Below are 17,445 nucleotides of genomic sequence, written 5' to 3'. Positions count from 1 at the left end.
GCAGCCCCAGCTAACCCACATGTTCGGCCACGCCCCCCCCGGCCCCCCCCCCCACCACCCCCCCCCCCCCGCATGACCCGGGCGGGGGCTCTTTTCAGCCATGGGTGCGGGCGTCAGACGACGTCGCCCGGCTTCGGCAGCGGCTTGCCGTACCAGAGCTCGATCAGCCGGGAGGCGATCGAGATGCCGTACGGGGGCAGCACCTCGCCGGACTCGAAGGCGGCGGCCAGCTCCTCGCGGGAGAACCAGCGGGCCTCGTGGATCTCCTCGCCGTCCACGTGTATCTCCGAGGAGGTGGCGTGCGCGATGAAGCCCAGCATCAGGCTGGCCGGGAACGGCCAGGGCTGGCTGGCGACGTACTCGACCTCGCCGACCGTGACGCCGGCCTCCTCGAAGACCTCGCGGATCACCGCCGTCTCGATCGACTCGCCGGGCTCGACGAAGCCCGCGAGGGTCGAGAAGCGGCCCTCGGGCCAGTGGACCTGGCGGCCGAGCAGGATGCGGTCCTGCTCGTCCGTGACGACCATGATGACCGCCGGGTCCGTCCGCGGGTAGTGCTCGGCGCCGCAGGCCTGGCAGCGACGGATGTGGCCGGCGGCCGCGATCACCGTGCGCTCGCCGCAGCGGGAGCAGAAGCGGTGGAGCCGCTGCCAGTTCTCCAGGGCGACGGCGTGCACCATGAGGCCCGCGTCCCTGGGCGAGAGCAGCAGGCCGGCCTCGCGCAGCCCCGCGGGCCGGGCGGACTGGTCCATCCGGCCGGGCAGGGCGTCCTTCTGGAGGGCGAAGTAGGAGACTCCGTCGGCGTCCGTGCCCAGGAAGTAGCGGTGCGTCTCGGTGACCGGCGCCTCGAAGGCAGGGGTCATGACGAGCTCGGTGCGGCCGTCGGGGGTGTCGTCGATCAGCACCTGACCGCCGGAGACCACGAAGACGCGGGTCGTGGGGTGGCTCCAGGCCGCCGCGAGCCAGGCCTCGTCGAGACGGTGGTGAGCGGCGCGGTCGATGCCGCTCGGGGCGGTGAGCGAGATCGGCCGGTCCGCGAACTGGCTCTTCAAGGTGGACACAGGTACTTCCAACTCCCCCGGATCGTTGTGTGGGTTCATCGCGCGGTTGTGTGGAGTGCGGCGGGCAGGTCGCTCCACAGATGGGCGGTGGTCTCGACGCCCTTGAGGAGGAGATCGAGCTCGATCTTCTCATTGGGGGCGTGCCAGCCGTCGGACGGCACCGAGATGCCGAGGAACAGCACCGGTGCGCCCAGGACGTCCTGGAGGTCGGCGGCCGGGCCCGAGCCGCCCTCGCGGGTGTAGCGGACCTTGGCGCCGTCGAAGGCGCGGCTCATCGCGCCCGCGACCGCCTTGAGGGCCGGGTGGTCGAGCGGGGTGAGGCAGGGCCGGGTCGGGGCGCCGAAGGCGATCTCGTACCGGATGCCCGCGGGGACACGGGCGGCGAGCCAGTCCCGTACGGCGAGCTCGATCTTGTCCGGGTCCTGGCCCGCGACCAGCCGGAAGGAGAGCTTCAGCTGCGCGGAGGCGGGGACGATCGTCTTGCCGCCGGGGCCCTGGTAGCCGCCGCCGATGCCGTTGACCTCCGCCGTCGGGCGGGCCCAGACGCGCTCCAGGGTGGAGAAGCCGGACTCGCCGAGGGTGCCGTGGGACTTGGCGGTGGTCAGCCAGCGCGCCTCGTCGAAGGGCAGCTCGGCGATGAGGGCCCGCTCGGCGTCCGACAGCTCGGTGACGCCGTCGTAGAACCCGGGGATCGCGACGTGCTCGTCCTCGTCGTGCAGGGCGGCGACCAGGCGACCGGCGACGGTGGCCGGATTGGGCACGGCGCCGCCGAAGGAACCGGAGTGGATGTCCTGGTCGGGGCCGTACAGCTCGATCTCGCAGTCCGCGACGCCCCGCATCCCGGTGCAGACCGTCGGGGTGTCCTCGGACCACATGCCCGTGTCGGAGACGATCACCGCATCGGCCGCGAGCCGGTCCGCGTGGGCCTCGACGAGGGCCCGGAAGTGCGGGGAGCCCGACTCCTCCTCGCCCTCGACGATCAGCTTGAGGTTGACCGCGGGGGCGGTCCGCCCGGTCGCGGCGAGGTGGGCGCGGACACCGAGGGTGTGGAAGAAGACCTGGCCCTTGTCGTCGGCGGCACCCCGCGCGTACATCCGGCCGTCGGTGACGTGCGGCTCGAACGGGTCCGTGTGCCAGCCGTCCTCACGGGCGGCCGGCTGGACGTCGTGGTGGCCGTAGACGAGCACGGTCGGGGCGTCCGGGTCCTCGGAGGGCCACTCGGCGAAGACCGCGGGAGCGCCGTCCGTCTCCCAGACCTCGACCGTCGTGAACCCCGTGTCGGTCAGCTTGTCGGCGAGCCACCGGGCACTGCGCCGTACGTCCTCGGCGTGGGCGGGCTGCGCCGACACGGAGGGGATGCGCAGCCAGGCGGCGAGGTCGTCGAGGAAGGCGGCGCGGTGCTGCTCGATGTACGTGCGTACGGCCTGGGTACGTACGGTCTGGACGGCGTTGTCCGGGGTCTCGCTCATGCTCCTGAGCCTATCCGGCGTCCGGGGCGGGTCCGTCCGGGGTCGGTCGGCCCAGCAGGATCCCCTCCAGCTCGGCACGGCCGGGGAGCGTCCGGGGGCGTACGACCTCTCCCGTCCGTACGTAGACGAAGGCGGCGGCGACGTCGTCGGGGGCGAGGCCGTGCTGCTCGGCCCAGGCGAGACGGTAGATCGCGAGCTGGAGGGGGTCGGCGGTGCGCAGATGGCTCGTCTTCCAGTCGACGATCTCGTACGCGCCGGTGTCCGGGTCGCGGTAGACGGCGTCGATCCGGCCGCGGACGACCCGGCCCGCGAGGGAGAGATGGACGGGGACCTCGACGCGGTACGGGGTGCGGTGGGCGTACGGGGTGAGGGCGAAGGCGTCCTTGAGCGCGTCGAGGTCGCGCTCGTCCACGATCTCCGGTTCGCCGGCGAACTCCTCGCCGCCGGGGAGCTCGTCCGGGCCGAGCATGGGGAGCGGGAGTTCCTCGAACCGTGACTCCACCCACGCGTGGAACCGGGTGCCGCGCCGGGCGGCGGGCTGCGGGGGGCGGGGCATGGGCCGGGCCAGGTCCCGGGCGAAGCCGTCGGGGTCGGCGGCGAGGCGGAGGACCTGGGAGGCGGAGAGGTAGGCGGGCAGGAGCACGTCGCGGGTGGTGGCGCGGGCGCGCCTCAGTTCGGTGGTGAGGGCGGTGAGGTCGCGGTCCCAGGAGGCGATCGTCTTCCGGTCTTCGGGGGTCGTCGGGGTCTCCGGCTCCCGGGGAGCGGGGATCCCGTCGGCCGGAGGCTCCTCGTCCCAGAAGGGGTCCTCCTCCCAGACCGGCTCCTCCTCGGGCCAGGGGTCCTCGGGGTCCTGGGGTGCGGGTCCTTGCGCGGGCGGCGCGTCCACGGGTTGCGCCCACAACGCGGCGCGGACCTGCTCCGCCGCCTTCCTCCGGCGGTGGAGGGAGGTCCCGTCCAGGGGGAGGGGCCAGGCCTGGTCCGCGAGGTGCTCCGTCAGGGACGGGTTCTCGGCGTCCTTCTCCGGTTCGTCCGCCCAGGCCTCGATCTCGCCGAAGCCCGCCGCGCAGTGGTCGTACAGGGCGTGGAGGAAGTCCGAGGGGCCTCGGGGCTTCTTCTGCGCCGGGCCCCACCAGTGGGCGGAGCCCAGGAGGAGGGAGCGGGGGCGGGTGAAGGTCACGTAGCCGAGGCGGAGCTCCTCGGTGTGCTGGTGGTCGCGCATCGCCTCCTTGAAGGACTTCAGGGAGGCCGCGTCCCAGGTCGTGACGGAGGGCAGCGTCGCCGTGTCGCCGCGCAGGGCGTGCGGCAGCACCTGGGGCTGGGAGGTCCACGACTCGCGGGACCTGGTGCTCGGGAACTGGGCGGAAACCAGGCCGGGCACCGCCACGACGTCCCACTCCAGGCCCTTGGACTTGTGCGCGGTGAGGACCTTGACCGTGTTCTCGCCGCCCGGGAGCGCGTTGTCGAGGCCCTTCTCGTACTGCGCGGCGGTGCGCAGGAAGCCGAGGAAGGCCAGCAGGGTCGCCTCGCCGTCCAGGGAGGCGAAACCGGCCGCTATGTCGAGGAAGTTCGAGAGGGTTTCGCGGCGCCGGGCGGCGAGGGCGTGCGGGGAGGCGGAGAGTTCGACCTCGAGGCCGGTGGTGGAGAGGACCCGGTGCAGGACGTCCATCAGCGGGTCGGCGAGCGAGGAGCGAAGGGTGCGCAGCTCGGCGGCGAGCCGGGCGAAGCGGACCCGGGCCTCGGCGGAGAACGGCAGGCCGTCTTCCTCGCCGCCGGAGTCGAGGAACGTGTCGAGCGCGTCGGCGAGCGAGATGACCTCGGCGGGGTCGACGCCCTCGACGGCCGCGGCGAGCCGCTGGTCGGCGTCGCCGTCACCGCCCCGCTCCCGGTGGACGAGGAGCCGGGCGCGGCGGCCGAGGAGGGCCAGGTCGCGCGGGCCGATGCGCCAGCGGGGGCCGGTCAGGAGACGGACCAGGGAGGCGTTGGCGCCGGGGTCCTGGAGGACCTCGCAGACCGCGACCAGGTCGGCGATCTCGGGCAGGTGGAGAAGGCCCGACAGGCCGACGACCTCGACGGGGACGTCGCGGGCCACCAGAGCGGCCTGGATGGCGGGGAAGTCGGTCGCCGTCCGGCACAGGACCGCGATCTCGCCGGGCTCCTTGCCCGTGCGGACCAGGTGGGCGAGGGAGTCGGCGAGCCAGTCGATCTCCTCGGCGTGGGTGGGGAGGAGGGCGATGCGCACCGACCCGTCCCGCTCCGCGCCGGGCGCCGGGCGCAGCGCCTCCACGCCCGCGTGCATGGCCCGCAGGGGCGTGGCGAGGCCGTTCGCCAGGTCGAGGAGGCGGCCGCCGCTGCGCCGGTTCTCGGAGAGCGCGTAACGGGTGGCGGGGCTGCCGTCCGCGTACGGGAAGTGGGTGGGGAAGTCGTCCAGGTTGGCGACGGACGCGCCGCGCCAGCCGTAGATCGCCTGGCAGGGGTCGCCGACCGCGGTCACGGCGTGCCCGGTGCCCGCGCCGAAGAGGCCGGAGAGCAGCAGCCGCTGGGCGACGGAGGTGTCCTGGTACTCGTCGAGCAGCACGACCCGGAACTCGTCGCGCAGGATGGCGCCGACCTCCGCGCGCGTGGTGGCGAGTTCGGCGGAGAGCGCGATCTGGTCGCCGAAGTCGAGCAGATCGCGGGAGCGTTTGGCCGCGCGGTAGCGGATCACGAGGTCGAGCAGCTCGCGCCGGGCCGCGGCCGTCTCGGGGACCTTGCGCAGGTCGGCGTTGGAGAGCTTGGCGCGGGCGAGGGCGTCGAGCAGATCGGTGTCGTACGCCTTGAGCTCCTCGGGCCGTACGAGATGTTCGGCCAGCTCGGCGTCGAGCGCGAGGAGGTCGCTGACGAGGGTCGGGAACGACTTGGTCAGGGCGGGGTACGGCCCGGGCGCCTCGCGCAGGACGCGCGCGGCGAGCTGGTAGCGGGTGGCGTCGGCGAGGAGGCGGGATGTGGGCTCCAGGCCGATGCGCAGGCCGTGGTCGGTCAGGAGCTGTCCGGCGAAGGCGTGGTACGTGGAGATGCGGGGCTCGCCCGGGGAATAGGAGGGGTCGGCGGGCACCGGCGTCGTCGAGGGGTGGTGGCCGGGCGACGGGTGGGGCGGGGAGATGACGTCGGGGTCCGTGACGCCGGCGCGGACGAGGGCGGTGCGGACGCGCTCGGCGAGTTCGCCGGCGGCCTTGTTGGTGAAGGTGAGGCCGAGGACCTGTTCGGGCGCGACCTGGCCCGTGCCGACCAGCCAGACCACCCGGGCGGCCATCACCGTCGTCTTGCCGGAACCGGCTCCGGCCACGATGACCTGCGGGGCGGGCGGCGCGATGATGCAGGCCGTCTGCTCCGGGGTGAAGGGGATGCCCAGGAGCTCCTTGAGCTGCTCGGGGTCGGTGATGCGTGCGGTCACCCCAAAGAGGCTAACGGGGACCACCGACAGCGCCGACCACGGCGGAAGCCGAGCGGGACGCCTCAGGCCGCCCGGGTCGTCGTGCCCTGATCGAGCTTGGTGAGGTCCACGGTCTCGTCCGCGGGCGGTACGACCACCGTGACCGGCTTGTCGTAGTCGGAGAAGACGAGCGTCCCGGGCTCCTCGCCGCCGGTCTTGACCAGCTTGAGGATGTACGGCTTGCCCTCCTGGGAGACGGACACCGTGGTCGTCTCACCGCCGGGCTTCTTCTTCACCAGGGTGGCGACCGGCGTTCCCTCGACCTCGGCGTCGGCTCCCCGGGTCAGGCCCCTGCGCTCGCCGTCGTCCTCGTCCAGGTCGGCGAGGAGATCCTTGAGGTTGCAGACCCCGCTCAGGTCGCCGCTGCCGGCCTGACCGGGCGTGATCTTCAGCCAGCGGCCCTTGAGCAGCTCGATGGTGGGGCCGATCTGGGGCTCCGGTATCCCCTGGGAGGTCATGGAGACCCGCCAGAACTGCTCGTCGCCCTTCATGTACGTGATCCCGTCGGTCTGCCGGAGCTCCGCGGCGCCGCCGCGGATCGTCATCCGCCCGGTGCACTCGCGCTTGTCGTTGACGGCGAGGTCGATGTCCAGCGGCTGCCCGTCCGACTCGACCCGGCCGGTCATCCGGAGGGAGGTCGCGGACTGGGTGGCGGTGACGGCCCGGTCGCCGATCTGGTCGGCGGTCAGGCCCTCGAAGGGGTCGGGCGAGGGGCTGGGGGCGGCGGCTTGCGCGTACGCCGGTGGAGGAGTGACCGGGGCCCCGGCCGCCGGAGCGGCACCGACGATCACCGCCGTACAGACGGCCGTCGCGCCGGCCGCCACGGTGGCCGTCGCGGTGCGGAGCATGCGTCGCCGGTACGCCATGCGAGCCTCCTCGCGGATTCCCCTGTCCACCAGCGTCACCCCTGGGACGTGCGCCCGCGACTTCGCTGCGGCGCGTCGTACCGGTGGTTCCGCAACAGGGTGGGCTACTCCACGATGTGGCGGCCCTCGGGCTGGGCGCTGCAGGAGGCGCGGAACGTGCAGTGGGTGCAGTGCTGGCCCGTGGTGGGGGTGAAGCGCTCGTCGAGGACCCGGCCGGCCGCCGTGGCCAGGAGGTCGCCGACCCACTCCCCCGCCAGGGGCTCCTGGGCCTGGACCTTCGGGAGGGTCTCACCGCCCTCCTTCTTGGGGGCGGGCTGGCGCAGCTGTACGAGTTCGGCGCCGCCGGGGTCGGGGCGGTGGCCGTCGAAGACCTCGTCCAGGGCCCCTTCGCGTACCGCGAGCTGGTACACGGCGAGCTGGGGGTGGTGGGCGACCTCGTCCCTGGTCGGGGCGGACTTGCCGGTCTTGAAGTCGACGACGTAGGCGCGGCCGTGTTCGTCGGTCTCGACGCGGTCCATGGAGCCGCGGATCCGGACCTGGTACGCACCGGCTTCGAGGGTCACGTCGAAGTCGTGCTCGGTCGCGGCGGGCGTGCGGCCGCCGCGGTCCATGACGTGCCAGCGCAGGAAGCGTTCCAGCGCCACGCGCGCGTGCTCCTTCTCCTGCGCGGACTTCCAGGGGGCGTCGAAGGCGAGCCCGTCCCAGACCGAGTCCAGGCGGGCCATGAGGACGTCGAGGTCGGCGGGGGTACGGCCGGAGGCGACCTCGTCGGCGAGGACGTGGACGACGTTGCCGAAGCCCTGCGCGGCGGTGGCGGGGGCGTCGGCCTTGACCTCGCGGCCCAGGAACCACTGGAGGGCGCAGGTGTTGGCGAGCTGGTCGAGGGCGGAGCCGGAGAGGGCGACGGGGTGGTCGCGATCGCGGAGCGGGACCCGGCTGCGGGTGGGTTCGAACAGGCCCCACCAGCGGTCCGGGTGGGCGGCCGGGACCAGCGGCTGACCCTCGTCGTCGGTGAGCGCGGCGAGCTGGGCGAGGCGCTGGGCGGCGGCGTCGCGGAGCACGTCGGAGGCGGCCGGGTCGACGGTCGTGGCACGCAGTTCGGCGACGAGGGCGGCCACGGCGAGGGGGCGGCGGGGGCGGCCCTGCACGTCCTTCGGCTCCGTGCCGAGTTCGGTGAGGAAGCGGGAGGGCTGGTCGCCGTCGTCGGCGGGGGTCTTGACGGCGGTCACGACGAGCCGGTCGCGGGCGCGGGTGGCGGCGACGTAGAAGAGGCGGCGCTCCTCCGCGAGGAGGGCGCCGGGGGTGAGGGGCTCGGCGAGCCCGTCGCGTCCGATGCGGTCGGCTTCGAGGAGGGAGCCGCGACGGCGCAGGTCGGGCCAGAGGCCCTCCTGGACGCCGGCGACGACGACGAGGCTCCATTCCAGGCCCTTGGCCCGGTGGGCGGTCATCAGACGGACGGCGTCGGGGCGGGTCTGACGCTTGGAGAGGGTGTCGGCGGCGATGTCCTGGGCGTCGAGCTCTTCGAGGAAGTTCAGGGCGCCGCGGCCGCCGACACGGTCCTCGGCGCGGGCGGCGGCCTCGAAGAGGGCGCAGACGGCGTCGAGGTCGCGGTCCGCGTTGCGGCCGGCCGGGCCGCCGCGAAGGGCCGCGCGCTCCAGCCGGCCGGGCCAGGGGGTGCCGTTCCACAGCAGCCAGAGGGCCTCTTCGGCGGTGCCGCCCGCGGCGAGACGGTTGCGGGCCTGCCGGAGCAGATCACCGAGCCGCTTGGCGCCGCGGGCGTACGACTGGTCGTGCGCGACGAGCCGCTCGGGCTCGGCGAGCGCACGGGCGAGGAGTACGTCGGAGGGCGGCGGCACCTGGTTCCCCCCGGCCCGCTCCTCGTCGCGCAGCGCACGGCCGAGGCGGCGCAGATCGGCGGGATCCATGGCGGCGAGGGGCGAGGCGAGCAGAGTGAGCGCGGTCTCGGTGTCGAGCCACGCGGCGGCGGCCGGGGCCGTCGCGAGGGCGCCGGGCTCCGCGGCGGCGGCCGGGGCCGTTTTCTCGGCGCCGGACTCCGCAGCGGCACCGTCGGCGGGCGCGGGAGAAACAGCCGGGTCCCCGACACCGTCGGCAGGCGCGGGAGAAACGGCCGGGTCCCCGACACCGTCGGCGGGCGCGGGAGAATCGGCCGGGTCCTCGGCACCGTCGGCAGGCGCGTCGATTCCTTCGGTACTCGGCTCCGCCGGATCGTCCGTGCCCGGGGCCGCCGTGCGCAGGGCGAGCAGCAGCGGGGCCACCGCCGGTTCGTGGCGGAGGGGGGTGTCGGCGGTGTCGGTCTCCAGGGGGACGCCGGCCGAGGTGAGGGCGCGGCGGAGGCCCGGGACGGTGGTGGCCGCGCGGACCAGGACGGCCATGTCCTGCCAGGGGACCCCGTCCTCCAGGTGCGCGCGGCGCAGGAGGTCGGCGATGTTGTCGGACTCGGTGGAGGCCGTGGGGTACGTGTAGACCTCGACCCGGCCGCCCCCGCGCGTCGGCGCCGGCTCCCGGTGGGCGCGGACCTTGTCGCCGGGCAGTCGTGGCAGGGGCATCCGCCGGGTGAGTTCGCGCGTCGCGGCGAGCAGCCCCGCGCCCGAACGGCGGGAGCCCGTGAGGACCCGGACGTCCGAGGGCCGGCCGTCGAGCCGCGGGAAGATGTCGGGGAAGTCCAGGATGCCGTTCACGTCGGCGCCCCGGAACGCGTAGATCGACTGGTCCGGGTCGCCGAAGGCGACCACCGTGCGGCCACCCCCCGCCAGCGCGCGCAGCAGCCGCACCTGCGCCGGGTCCGTGTCCTGGTACTCGTCCACGAAGACGGCGTCGTAGTCGGGCAGCGTCACGCTCTCCGACAGCAGCACCGCCCGGTGCACGAGCTCCGTGTAGTCGAGGACCCCCTGCAGGTCCAGGACGTCCAGGTACTCCGCCAGGAAGCCGGCCGCCGCCCTCCAGTCCGGGCGCCCCACCCGCTGGGCGAACTCGGCCAGCGCCCGCGGCCCGAGCCCCAGCTCGCGCGAGCGCGCGAGGACGGCCCGTACCTCGTCGGCGAAGCCCCGTGTGGTCAGGCAGGCCCGCAGCTCGTCGGGCCACCGGATCCCCGCGAGCCCCGCCTTCTCCAGGTCGATCTGGCCCGCGAGCAGCTCCCGTACGAACAGGTCCTGCTCCGGCCCCGACAGCAGCCGCAGCGGTTCGGCGAAGAGCTCGGCGTCCTGGTGCGCGCGGATCAGGGCGTAGCAGTACGAGTGGAAGGTCGTCGCCTGCGGAGGCCGCGATCCTCCCAGCCGCGCCGCCATCCGGTCGCGCAGCTCCACGGCGGCCTTGCGGCTGAAGGTGAGGACGAGGATCCGCTCCGGGTCCGTCCCCTTCTCGACGCGGGCCGCCACCGCCTCGACCAGCGTCGTCGTCTTGCCGGTGCCCGGTCCGGCGAGGACGAGCAACGGTCCGCCCGCGTGGTCAACCACTTCCCGCTGCGCTGCGTCCAGCAGAGGGGGATCCACCTGGGTCGGGGCCGTGCGCACCAGTCGGTACGCGCCCGTGGTCCGCCCCTGGTGCGGCATGCGCCGGGTGGTGGAGGAGGAACTCACGTGGATCGACCGGTCCTGAGCGAAGAGGTGGAGAGGTGTACGGGGCGAACGACGACGTTACGGGAAACGGAGGGCGTCCGAGCCGTACTCCGTACGGGCCTCCGCGCCGTCATCGGGCCGCCCGGCCGGTCCTGCCGTGGTCGGAGCCGTCACATGTGAGTTCCCGCACGCGGATCCGGGCCGGCGCCGTCCGTGCCGTCCCACCGCGCCCGTCGCATGTCGATCTTGGGCACATGCCCCTCGGCGCTGCGCCCGGCCTGGCGCAGCGGGGTTCCCTCGTCCCGGTAGTGACCGAGGGCGCGCAGCTCGTGGCCGGGCAGCAGCGTGCCGTCGGAGCGCACCACGCGCCACCACGGCACGGCCCCGCCGTACAGGGCCATCACGCGGCCGACCTGGCGCGGTCCGCCCTCGCCTATCCATTCGGCCACGTCTCCGTAGGTCATCACCCGGCCCGGCGGAATCAGCTCGGCGACTTCAAGGACCCGCTCCGCGTACTCCGGAAGCTCCTCCACGCTCATCCGCCCCATCCTGCCTCACCCCACCGACAACCCCACCGACAAGGCCCTGATGCCTCCGTCGGGCGCCGCTTCGTGCCACCATCGTCCGGGCGGTGACTGGTGATACGAGATCAAGAGCGACAAGACGACCAAGAAGAACAACAATTCGAAAAGCAGGACGCGTCGCACGACGAGCACGCGGCACAAGCAGAGACGGACACAGTGATGGGGTACGACGCTCGGCCTCCTGAGGAGGGGGCTCACCCCGACCTGCCCTCGCCCGAGGGGGAGCCCAGCGAGCGGGTCTCGCAGGACGAACCGCTGCTCGCCGCCCGTGTGCACCGTCCCTCCGACCTGATGCGGCTGCTCGTCGGCGTCCTCGCGATCGCCCTCGTCATCGCCATCGCCGCCTTCGCCCACGGCACCACCTCGGGTCTCGAGCAGGACATCAACAAGGGCGCCGGTGGCGCGCCCGACGTCTTCGTCAAGATCGCCGGCCTGGTCTCCAGCATCGCCGTCCTGCTCGTACCGGTGGCCTTCGCCATCGAGCGGCTGATCAAACGGGACGGACTGCGGATCGCCGACGGCGTCCTCGCCGCCGTGCTCGCCCACGGTGTCACCCTCGCCACCGACCTCTGGGTCGCCAAGGCCGCACCCGGCACCATCCAGGACGCGCTGACCCAGCCGGCCACGGGCGGCGGTCTCACCGATCCGGTGCACAACTACCTCGCGCCCGTCATCGCGTACATGACCGCCGTCGGCATGGCCCGGCGCCCGCGCTGGCGGGTGAGCCTGTGGGCCGTGCTGCTGCTCGACGCGTTCACGATGCTGGTCGCCGGGTACACCACCGCGTTCTCCATCATCCTGACGGTGCTGATCGGCTGGACCGTCGCGTACGGAACGCTGTACGCGGTCGGCTCCCCCAATGTCCGCCCCACCGGGCAGACGCTCCTGGCAGGTCTGCGCCGGGTCGGCTTCCGGCCGGTCACGGCGCTGCGTGCCGAGGGCGCGGGCGTGCCCGACTCGGCCGACACCGGCGACCGGGGGCGCCGCTACATCGTCACGCTGGAGGACGGGCCACCGCTCGACGTCACCGTCGTGGACCGGGAGCAGCAGGCGCACGGCTTCTTCTACCGGGTCTGGCGCAGGATCACCCTGCGCGCGATCACCACCCGCCGGTCGATCGTCTCGCTGCGCCAGGCGCTGGAGCAGGAGGCCCTCCTCGCGTACGCGGCGATCGCCGCCGGGGCCAACGCGCCGAAGCTGATCGCCACCTCCGAGCTCGGTCCGGACGCCGTGATGCTCGTCTACGAGCACCTGGGCGGCCGGACCCTGGACTCCCTGGACGACGCGGAGATCACCGACGAGCTGGTGCACAGCGCCTGGCGGCAGGTCCGCGCGCTCCAGTCGCGCCGGATCGCGCACCGCAGGCTCGCGGGCGACGCGATTCTGGTGGATCGTTCCGGCAAGGTGATCCTGACGGATCTGCGGGGCGGTGAGATCGCCGCCGGCGACCTGATCCTGCGGATGGACATCGCCCAGCTGCTCACCACCCTCGGTCTGCGGGTGGGTGCCGAGCGCGCGGTGGCCGGTGCCGTGGACGTGCTCGGCCCGGACGCCATCGCCGACTGTCTCCCCCTCCTCCAGCCGATCGCGCTGAGCCGCTCCACGCGCGCGACGCTCAGGAGGCTGGCCAGGGAGCGGTCGAAGCGCGAGCGCGAAGCCGTCCTTGAGGCCTCCGAGGCGGCCAAGCGGGCCCGGGTGGAGGCGGCTGCCTCCGACGCCGGCACGGCCGAAGCCAAGATCGACCGCAAGTCCGACCGGAAGCTGGAGAAGGCGGAGAAGCAGGCCGAGAAGCGGGCCATCGACGAGGCGCTCGACGAGGCCCGCGACGAGGACCTGCTGGCGCAGATCCGTCGGCAGGTGCTGCTGATCCGGCCCCAGGCGCCGGTCGAACCGGTCCGTCTGGAGCGGATCAAGCCGCGCACGCTCATCAGTCTCATCGCCGGCGCCGTCGCCGCGTACTTCCTGCTGTCGCAGATCGCCCGGACGCCGCTGTCCACGATCAGCTCGGCCGACTGGCGATGGGTGGCGGCGGCCGTGCTGTTCTCGGCGCTGAGCTACATCGCCGCCGCCATGAGCCTGCTCGGCTTCGTACCGGAGCGGGTCGGGTTCTGGCGGACCGTGGTCGCGCAGGTGGCCGGGTCGTTCGTGAAGATCGTCGCTCCGGCGGCGGTCGGCGGTGTCGCGCTGAACACCCGGTTCCTCCAGCGCTCGGGGGTGCGGCCGGGGCTCGCGGTGGCGAGCGTCGGCGCGTCGCAGCTCTTCGGGCTCGGGGCGCACATCCTGCTGCTGCTCGCCTTCGGCTATCTGACGGGTACGGAGAAGTCGCAGTCGTTCACCCCGTCGAGGACGGTCATCGCCGGTCTGCTGACGGTGGCGGTGCTGGTGCTGGTGGTGACCGCCATCCCGTTCATGCGGAAGTTCGTCTCGACGCGGCTGCGGTCGCTGTTCGCGGGTGTCGTGCCGCGCATGCTGGACGTGCTCCAGCGACCGCTGAAGCTGCTCACGGGCATCGGCGGGATGCTGCTTCTGACCGGTGTGTTCGTGCTGTGCCTGGACGCGTCGATCCGGGCATTCGGGCACGAGGCCCAGGGACTCAGCTACGCCAGCGTGGCGGTCGTCTTCCTCGCGGGCAACGCGCTCGGCTCGGCGGCGCCGACGCCCGGCGGTGTGGGCGCGGTCGAGGGCGCGCTGACCCTCGGCCTGGTCGCGGTCGGCCTCCCCATCGAGGTCGCGACGCCGGCGGTGCTGCTGTACCGGCTGCTGACGCTGTGGCTGCCGGTGCTGCCGGGGTGGTTGTGCTTCAACTGGCTGACGAAGCGGGGCGCGCTGTAGCGCACGGCGGGAGCGGGGGCGCTTCAGCGCGCGGCGGGGCCGGTGGGCGGGGTCGTGCGGAGTCTGCGGGCCGACTGTGGCTGCTCGCGCCGTTCCCCCCTAGGGGCCCGGGGGGCTGGAGCCCGCATGGAGTCTGCGGGTGCGTCGTAGCCGAGCGCGCCCTTCCCCGCGCCCCTAGGGCCGGGGGCTGGAGCCCGCATGGAGTCTGCGAGTGCGTCGTAGCCGAGCGCGCCGATTCCCGTGCCCCTAGGGTCGCCATGCGTGACACCCGTGTGGGTGCCCGCCCGCGCGGGGTTGCTTTGTTCGGATCACCATGGATTCATGCCGATCTCCGCCGCGCAGCGTGCCGTCCTGCTCACCGCGACCACCATGGTGCTCGCCGTCGGCGTCGCCGGATGCTCGAACGGTGGTGGCACGGCCTCCGGCTCGCCCACCGATCTCGCCGGGTTCGCCGCGCAGGAGCTGGAGTGGGCCCCCTGTCCGCCCCCGTCCGCCGCGGAGGGCGGCGGTCCCGCGCCCTCCCCGCTGCCCGGCGGGACCGCCTGGGAGTGCTCCTTCATGGACGCACCGCTCGACTACGCGGACCCCGGAGGCGAGACCATCGAGCTGGCCCTGATCCGCGCCCGGACCAGCAACCCCGACCAGCGGATCGGCTCCATGATCTACAACTTCGGCGGCCCCGGCGGCTCCGGAGTCACCGGCCTGCCGTCCTTCGCCCCGGACTACGAGAAGCTCCGCACGCGCTACGACCTCGTCTCGTTCGACCCCCGTGGCGTCGGCCGCAGCGCGGACGTCCAGTGTCTGACCGACAAGGAGCTGGACGCCTACTACGCGATGGACTTCACCCCGGACGACGCCTCCGAGGAACGGACGCTGTCCGACGCGCAGAAGAAGTACGCCGCGGGCTGCGAGAACGAGTCCGGCACCGTCCTCCCCCACGTCGGCACCGAGAACGCCGCCCGCGACCTGGACCTGATGCGCCAGGTCCTCGGCGACGAAAAGCTCCACTACTTCGGCATCTCGTACGGCACACAACTGGGCGGCGTCTACGCCAACTTGTTCCCGGAGAACGTCGGCCGCGCCCTCTTCGACGCGGTCATCGACCCGAACTCCGGCACGGAGGCCGGCGCGCTCGGCCAGGCCCAGGGCTTCCAGCTCGCCCTCGACAACTTCGCCGAGGACTGCGTGGCCCGCGGCGACGCCTGCACGCTGCCCGGTTCGACGGTCGCCGAGATCGAGTCGTTCATCATCGGCCTCCTCGACGAGCTCGACGAGAAGCCGATCGCCGGGATCGGGGACCGCAAGCTCACCCAGACCCAGGCCACCAACGGCATCGCGCAGGCCCTGTACTCCAAGGAGTTCTGGCAGTACCTGGAGCAGGGGCTCGACTCGGCCGAGGGCGGCGACGGCGGGCTGCTGCTCGCCCTCTCCGACTCCATGAACGGGCGGGACCAGAACGGCAGTTACAGCAACATCCAGGCGGCGAACGCGGCCATCAACTGCGTGGACTTCAAGGAGCGCTACACCCTCGGCCAGGCCAAGGAACGGCTCCCGGAGTTCCAGAAGGCCTCCGCCGTCTTCGGGGACTACATGGGCTGGGCCCTTTCGGGCTGCTCCCAGTGGCCGGTCGCGGGCGCCTGGGAGCACCCCGACGTCTCCGCGCCCGGATCCGCCCCGATCCTGGTGCTCGGCACGACGGGCGACCCGGCGACCCCGTACGGGGGGACCCGGGCGATGGTGGACGCGCTCGGCGACGGCGTCGGTGTGGAGCTGACGTACGAGGGCGAGGGGCACGGCGCGTACAACGGCGGCAACGCGTGCGTGCAGAACACCGTCAACGCGTACTTCCTGGACGGGAAGGTGCCGGCCTCCGGGACCGTCTGCAAGTAGCGCAGCCCGACGCCTAGGATGGCGGTTTCCGTTCCGGATCACGGGGGTCGTCTTGTCCATACGGGTACGGGTGGCGGCCGTCGCCGTCACCGGACTGCTGGTCGCGGGCTGTACGAGCACCGGAACGCCCAACGAGACCCCTCGGAGCATCGGCAAGACCCCGCCGAGCGCGGATGCCAAGCAGCCGAGGGACGCCGGGCTGCCCGCCTCGCTCACCGGGCAGCGCCCCGAGTGGAAGCCGTGCGCCGCGCCCGAGGGCGGCGAGAAGCCCGGCGCCGACTGGCGCTGCACCGAGGTGCGGGTCCCGCTCGACTACGCCCGGCCCGACGGCGAGACGATCCCGATCGCGCTGATCCGCAAGGAGGCACGCGACAAGAACCGGCGGATCGGCTCCCTGCTCTTCAACTTCGGCGGACCCGGCGCCTCCGGCGTCGAGATACTCCCCCGCGCGGCCCAGGAGTACAGCGGGCTGAACCGCCGCTACGACCTGGTCGGCTTCGACCCGCGCGGCGTCCGGCAGAGCGCCGGTGTCGTGTGCCGGGACGACAAGGAGCTGGCCGCCGCCGAGACCGTCGACGCGACGCCGGAGACGCCGGCGGAAGAGGTCGCGTTCCGCGCGGACGGCGCCTCCTTCGGCGCCGGGTGCGCCCGCCGCTCCGGCAAGGTCATCCCGTACACCACCACCAGCAACACCGCCCGTGACCTGGACCTCGTCCGGCACGTCCTCGGCGACGGCAAGCTGAACTACTTCGGCATCTCCTACGGGACCCAGCTCGGCGGCGCCTACGCCCATCTGTTCCCGACGCACGTCGGCCGGACCGTCCTCGACGCGGTCGTCGACCCGACCGCCGACACCACGGGCCACGCCCGCAACCAGACGATCGGCTTCCAGCGCGCTCTGGACAACTATCTGAAGAGCACCGGCGAGGACCCGGAGAAGGGGACGGCCCGGATCGCCCGTCTGCTGGAGCGGCTGGACGGCGACCCACTGCCCGTCGGCGACCGCAAGCTGACCGACGGTCTGGCGCTCACCGGTATCGCGGTCACGCTCTACTCGGAGAGCAGCTGGCCCCTGCTGACCTCCGCCCTGGAACAGGCCCGGAACCGCAACGGCGCGGAGCTGCTCGCCCTCGCCGACTCGTACAACGACCGGGACGCCTCCGGGCACTACGCGACCCAGTCCCACTCCCAGCGGGCGATCTCCTGCGCCGACTCCGCCGAGCGGCCGACGACCGAGCAGGCGAAGGCGCTGCTGCCGGAGTTCCGCAAGCTCTCGCCGGTCTTCGGCGCGTTCCTGGCCTGGGACACGGCCGGCTGGTGCGCGCAGTGGCCGGTCAAGGGCGAGCGGGTCGACCCGGACGTGAGCGCGCCCGGCGCCGGCCCGATCCTGGTCGTCGGTACGACGGGCGACCCGGCGACCCCGTACGAGGGTGCCGAGCGGATGGCGAAGGAGCTGGGCACCGGCGTCGGCGTCCTGGTCGGCAACGAGGGCGAGGGCCATGGCGCGTACGGCACGTCGTCCTGTGTGACGCGGACGGTCGACGCCTATCTCCTGGACGGCACGGTCCCGAAGTACGGCACGCGCTGCCCCTAGCCGGAGGTACGAGAAGGGCCCGGACCTGATGTCAGGTCCGGGCCCCTCGCATACTCCAGCCCGGGGGTAGTTTAACCGCGTGTGGGGCGCGAAATGGGTCACCCA

At 73.2% G+C, this 17,445-nt stretch carries 9 protein-coding genes; 3 read left to right on the top strand and 6 right to left on the bottom strand.

The annotated features are described in order from the left end of the window. Nucleotides 1-113: 113 nt before the first annotated feature. The 6 genes from nudC to ACFVZW_RS10480 form a co-directional block, all read right to left on the bottom strand. Nucleotides 114-1,100: an NAD(+) diphosphatase gene (gene nudC, locus ACFVZW_RS10505; protein ID WP_384519433.1), complete on the bottom strand. Its 987-nt coding sequence runs from the start codon at nucleotides 1,098-1,100 to the stop codon at nucleotides 114-116. Next, on the bottom strand, nucleotides 1,097-2,530 hold the full coding sequence (locus ACFVZW_RS10500; RefSeq protein WP_384519431.1) for a dipeptidase: 1,434 nt from the start codon (nucleotides 2,528-2,530) through the stop codon (nucleotides 1,097-1,099). Before ACFVZW_RS10500 ends, nudC begins: the two co-directional genes overlap by 4 nt. Before the next feature lie 10 nt (nucleotides 2,531-2,540). Next, on the bottom strand, nucleotides 2,541-5,960 hold the full coding sequence (locus ACFVZW_RS10495) for a UvrD-helicase domain-containing protein (RefSeq protein WP_384519429.1): 3,420 nt from the start codon (nucleotides 5,958-5,960) through the stop codon (nucleotides 2,541-2,543). 62 nt (nucleotides 5,961-6,022) lie between these two features. Continuing rightward, nucleotides 6,023-6,865, bottom strand: a complete 843-nt coding sequence (locus tag ACFVZW_RS10490) for a hypothetical protein (protein ID WP_384519427.1) — start codon at nucleotides 6,863-6,865, stop codon at nucleotides 6,023-6,025. 104 nt (nucleotides 6,866-6,969) lie between these two features. After that, nucleotides 6,970-10,461 carry an ATP-dependent helicase gene (locus ACFVZW_RS10485; protein ID WP_384519425.1) on the bottom strand — a complete coding sequence of 1,164 codons (3,492 nt, stop codon included), beginning with the start codon at nucleotides 10,459-10,461 and terminating at the stop codon, nucleotides 6,970-6,972. A gap of 149 nt (nucleotides 10,462-10,610) precedes the next feature. Next, nucleotides 10,611-10,988 carry an MGMT family protein gene (locus ACFVZW_RS10480; protein ID WP_384519423.1) on the bottom strand — a complete coding sequence of 126 codons (378 nt, stop codon included), beginning with the start codon at nucleotides 10,986-10,988 and terminating at the stop codon, nucleotides 10,611-10,613. Between the two features lie 195 nt (nucleotides 10,989-11,183). On the opposite strand from ACFVZW_RS10480, the gene ACFVZW_RS10475 reads away from it, so the two are divergent. The 3 genes from ACFVZW_RS10475 (at nucleotide 11,184) to ACFVZW_RS10465 (ending at nucleotide 17,340) form a co-directional block, all read left to right on the top strand. Continuing rightward, the gene (locus ACFVZW_RS10475; protein ID WP_384519421.1) at nucleotides 11,184-13,856 is read left to right on the top strand and encodes a lysylphosphatidylglycerol synthase domain-containing protein; all 2,673 of its coding nucleotides are present in this window, start codon (nucleotides 11,184-11,186) and stop codon (nucleotides 13,854-13,856) included. Nucleotides 13,857-14,177: 321 nt separating this feature from the next. Further along, the gene (locus tag ACFVZW_RS10470) at nucleotides 14,178-15,746 is read left to right on the top strand and encodes an alpha/beta hydrolase (protein WP_384519419.1); all 1,569 of its coding nucleotides are present in this window, start codon (nucleotides 14,178-14,180) and stop codon (nucleotides 15,744-15,746) included. Nucleotides 15,747-15,798: 52 nt separating this feature from the next. Continuing rightward, nucleotides 15,799-17,340 (top strand): alpha/beta hydrolase, encoded by a 1,542-nt coding sequence (locus ACFVZW_RS10465; protein WP_384519417.1) that lies wholly within the window; start codon nucleotides 15,799-15,801, stop codon nucleotides 17,338-17,340. The last annotated feature ends 105 nt before the right edge of the window (nucleotides 17,341-17,445 follow it).

This window comes from Streptomyces sp. NPDC059567 (genome assembly GCF_042735655.1).
Classification (GTDB): Bacteria; Actinomycetota; Actinomycetes; order Streptomycetales; family Streptomycetaceae; genus Streptomyces.
This window is presented reverse-complemented; position numbering and strand designations above follow the sequence as displayed.

What these genes read in the sequence shown, in the direction of transcription:
- ACFVZW_RS10470 (WP_384519419.1), top strand. Translation starts at nt 14,178, where the DNA reads ATGCCGATCTCCGCCGCGCAGCGTGCCGTCCTGCTCACCGCGACCACC.
- ACFVZW_RS10500 (WP_384519431.1), bottom strand. Translation starts at nt 2,530, where the DNA reads ATGAGCGAGACCCCGGACAACGCCGTCCAGACCGTACGTACCCAGGCC.
- ACFVZW_RS10475 (WP_384519421.1), top strand. Translation starts at nt 11,184, where the DNA reads ATGGGGTACGACGCTCGGCCTCCTGAGGAGGGGGCTCACCCCGACCTG.
- nudC (WP_384519433.1), bottom strand. Translation starts at nt 1,100, where the DNA reads ATGAACCCACACAACGATCCGGGGGAGTTGGAAGTACCTGTGTCCACC.
- ACFVZW_RS10480 (WP_384519423.1), bottom strand. Translation starts at nt 10,988, where the DNA reads ATGGGGCGGATGAGCGTGGAGGAGCTTCCGGAGTACGCGGAGCGGGTC.
- ACFVZW_RS10490 (WP_384519427.1), bottom strand. Translation starts at nt 6,865, where the DNA reads ATGGCGTACCGGCGACGCATGCTCCGCACCGCGACGGCCACCGTGGCG.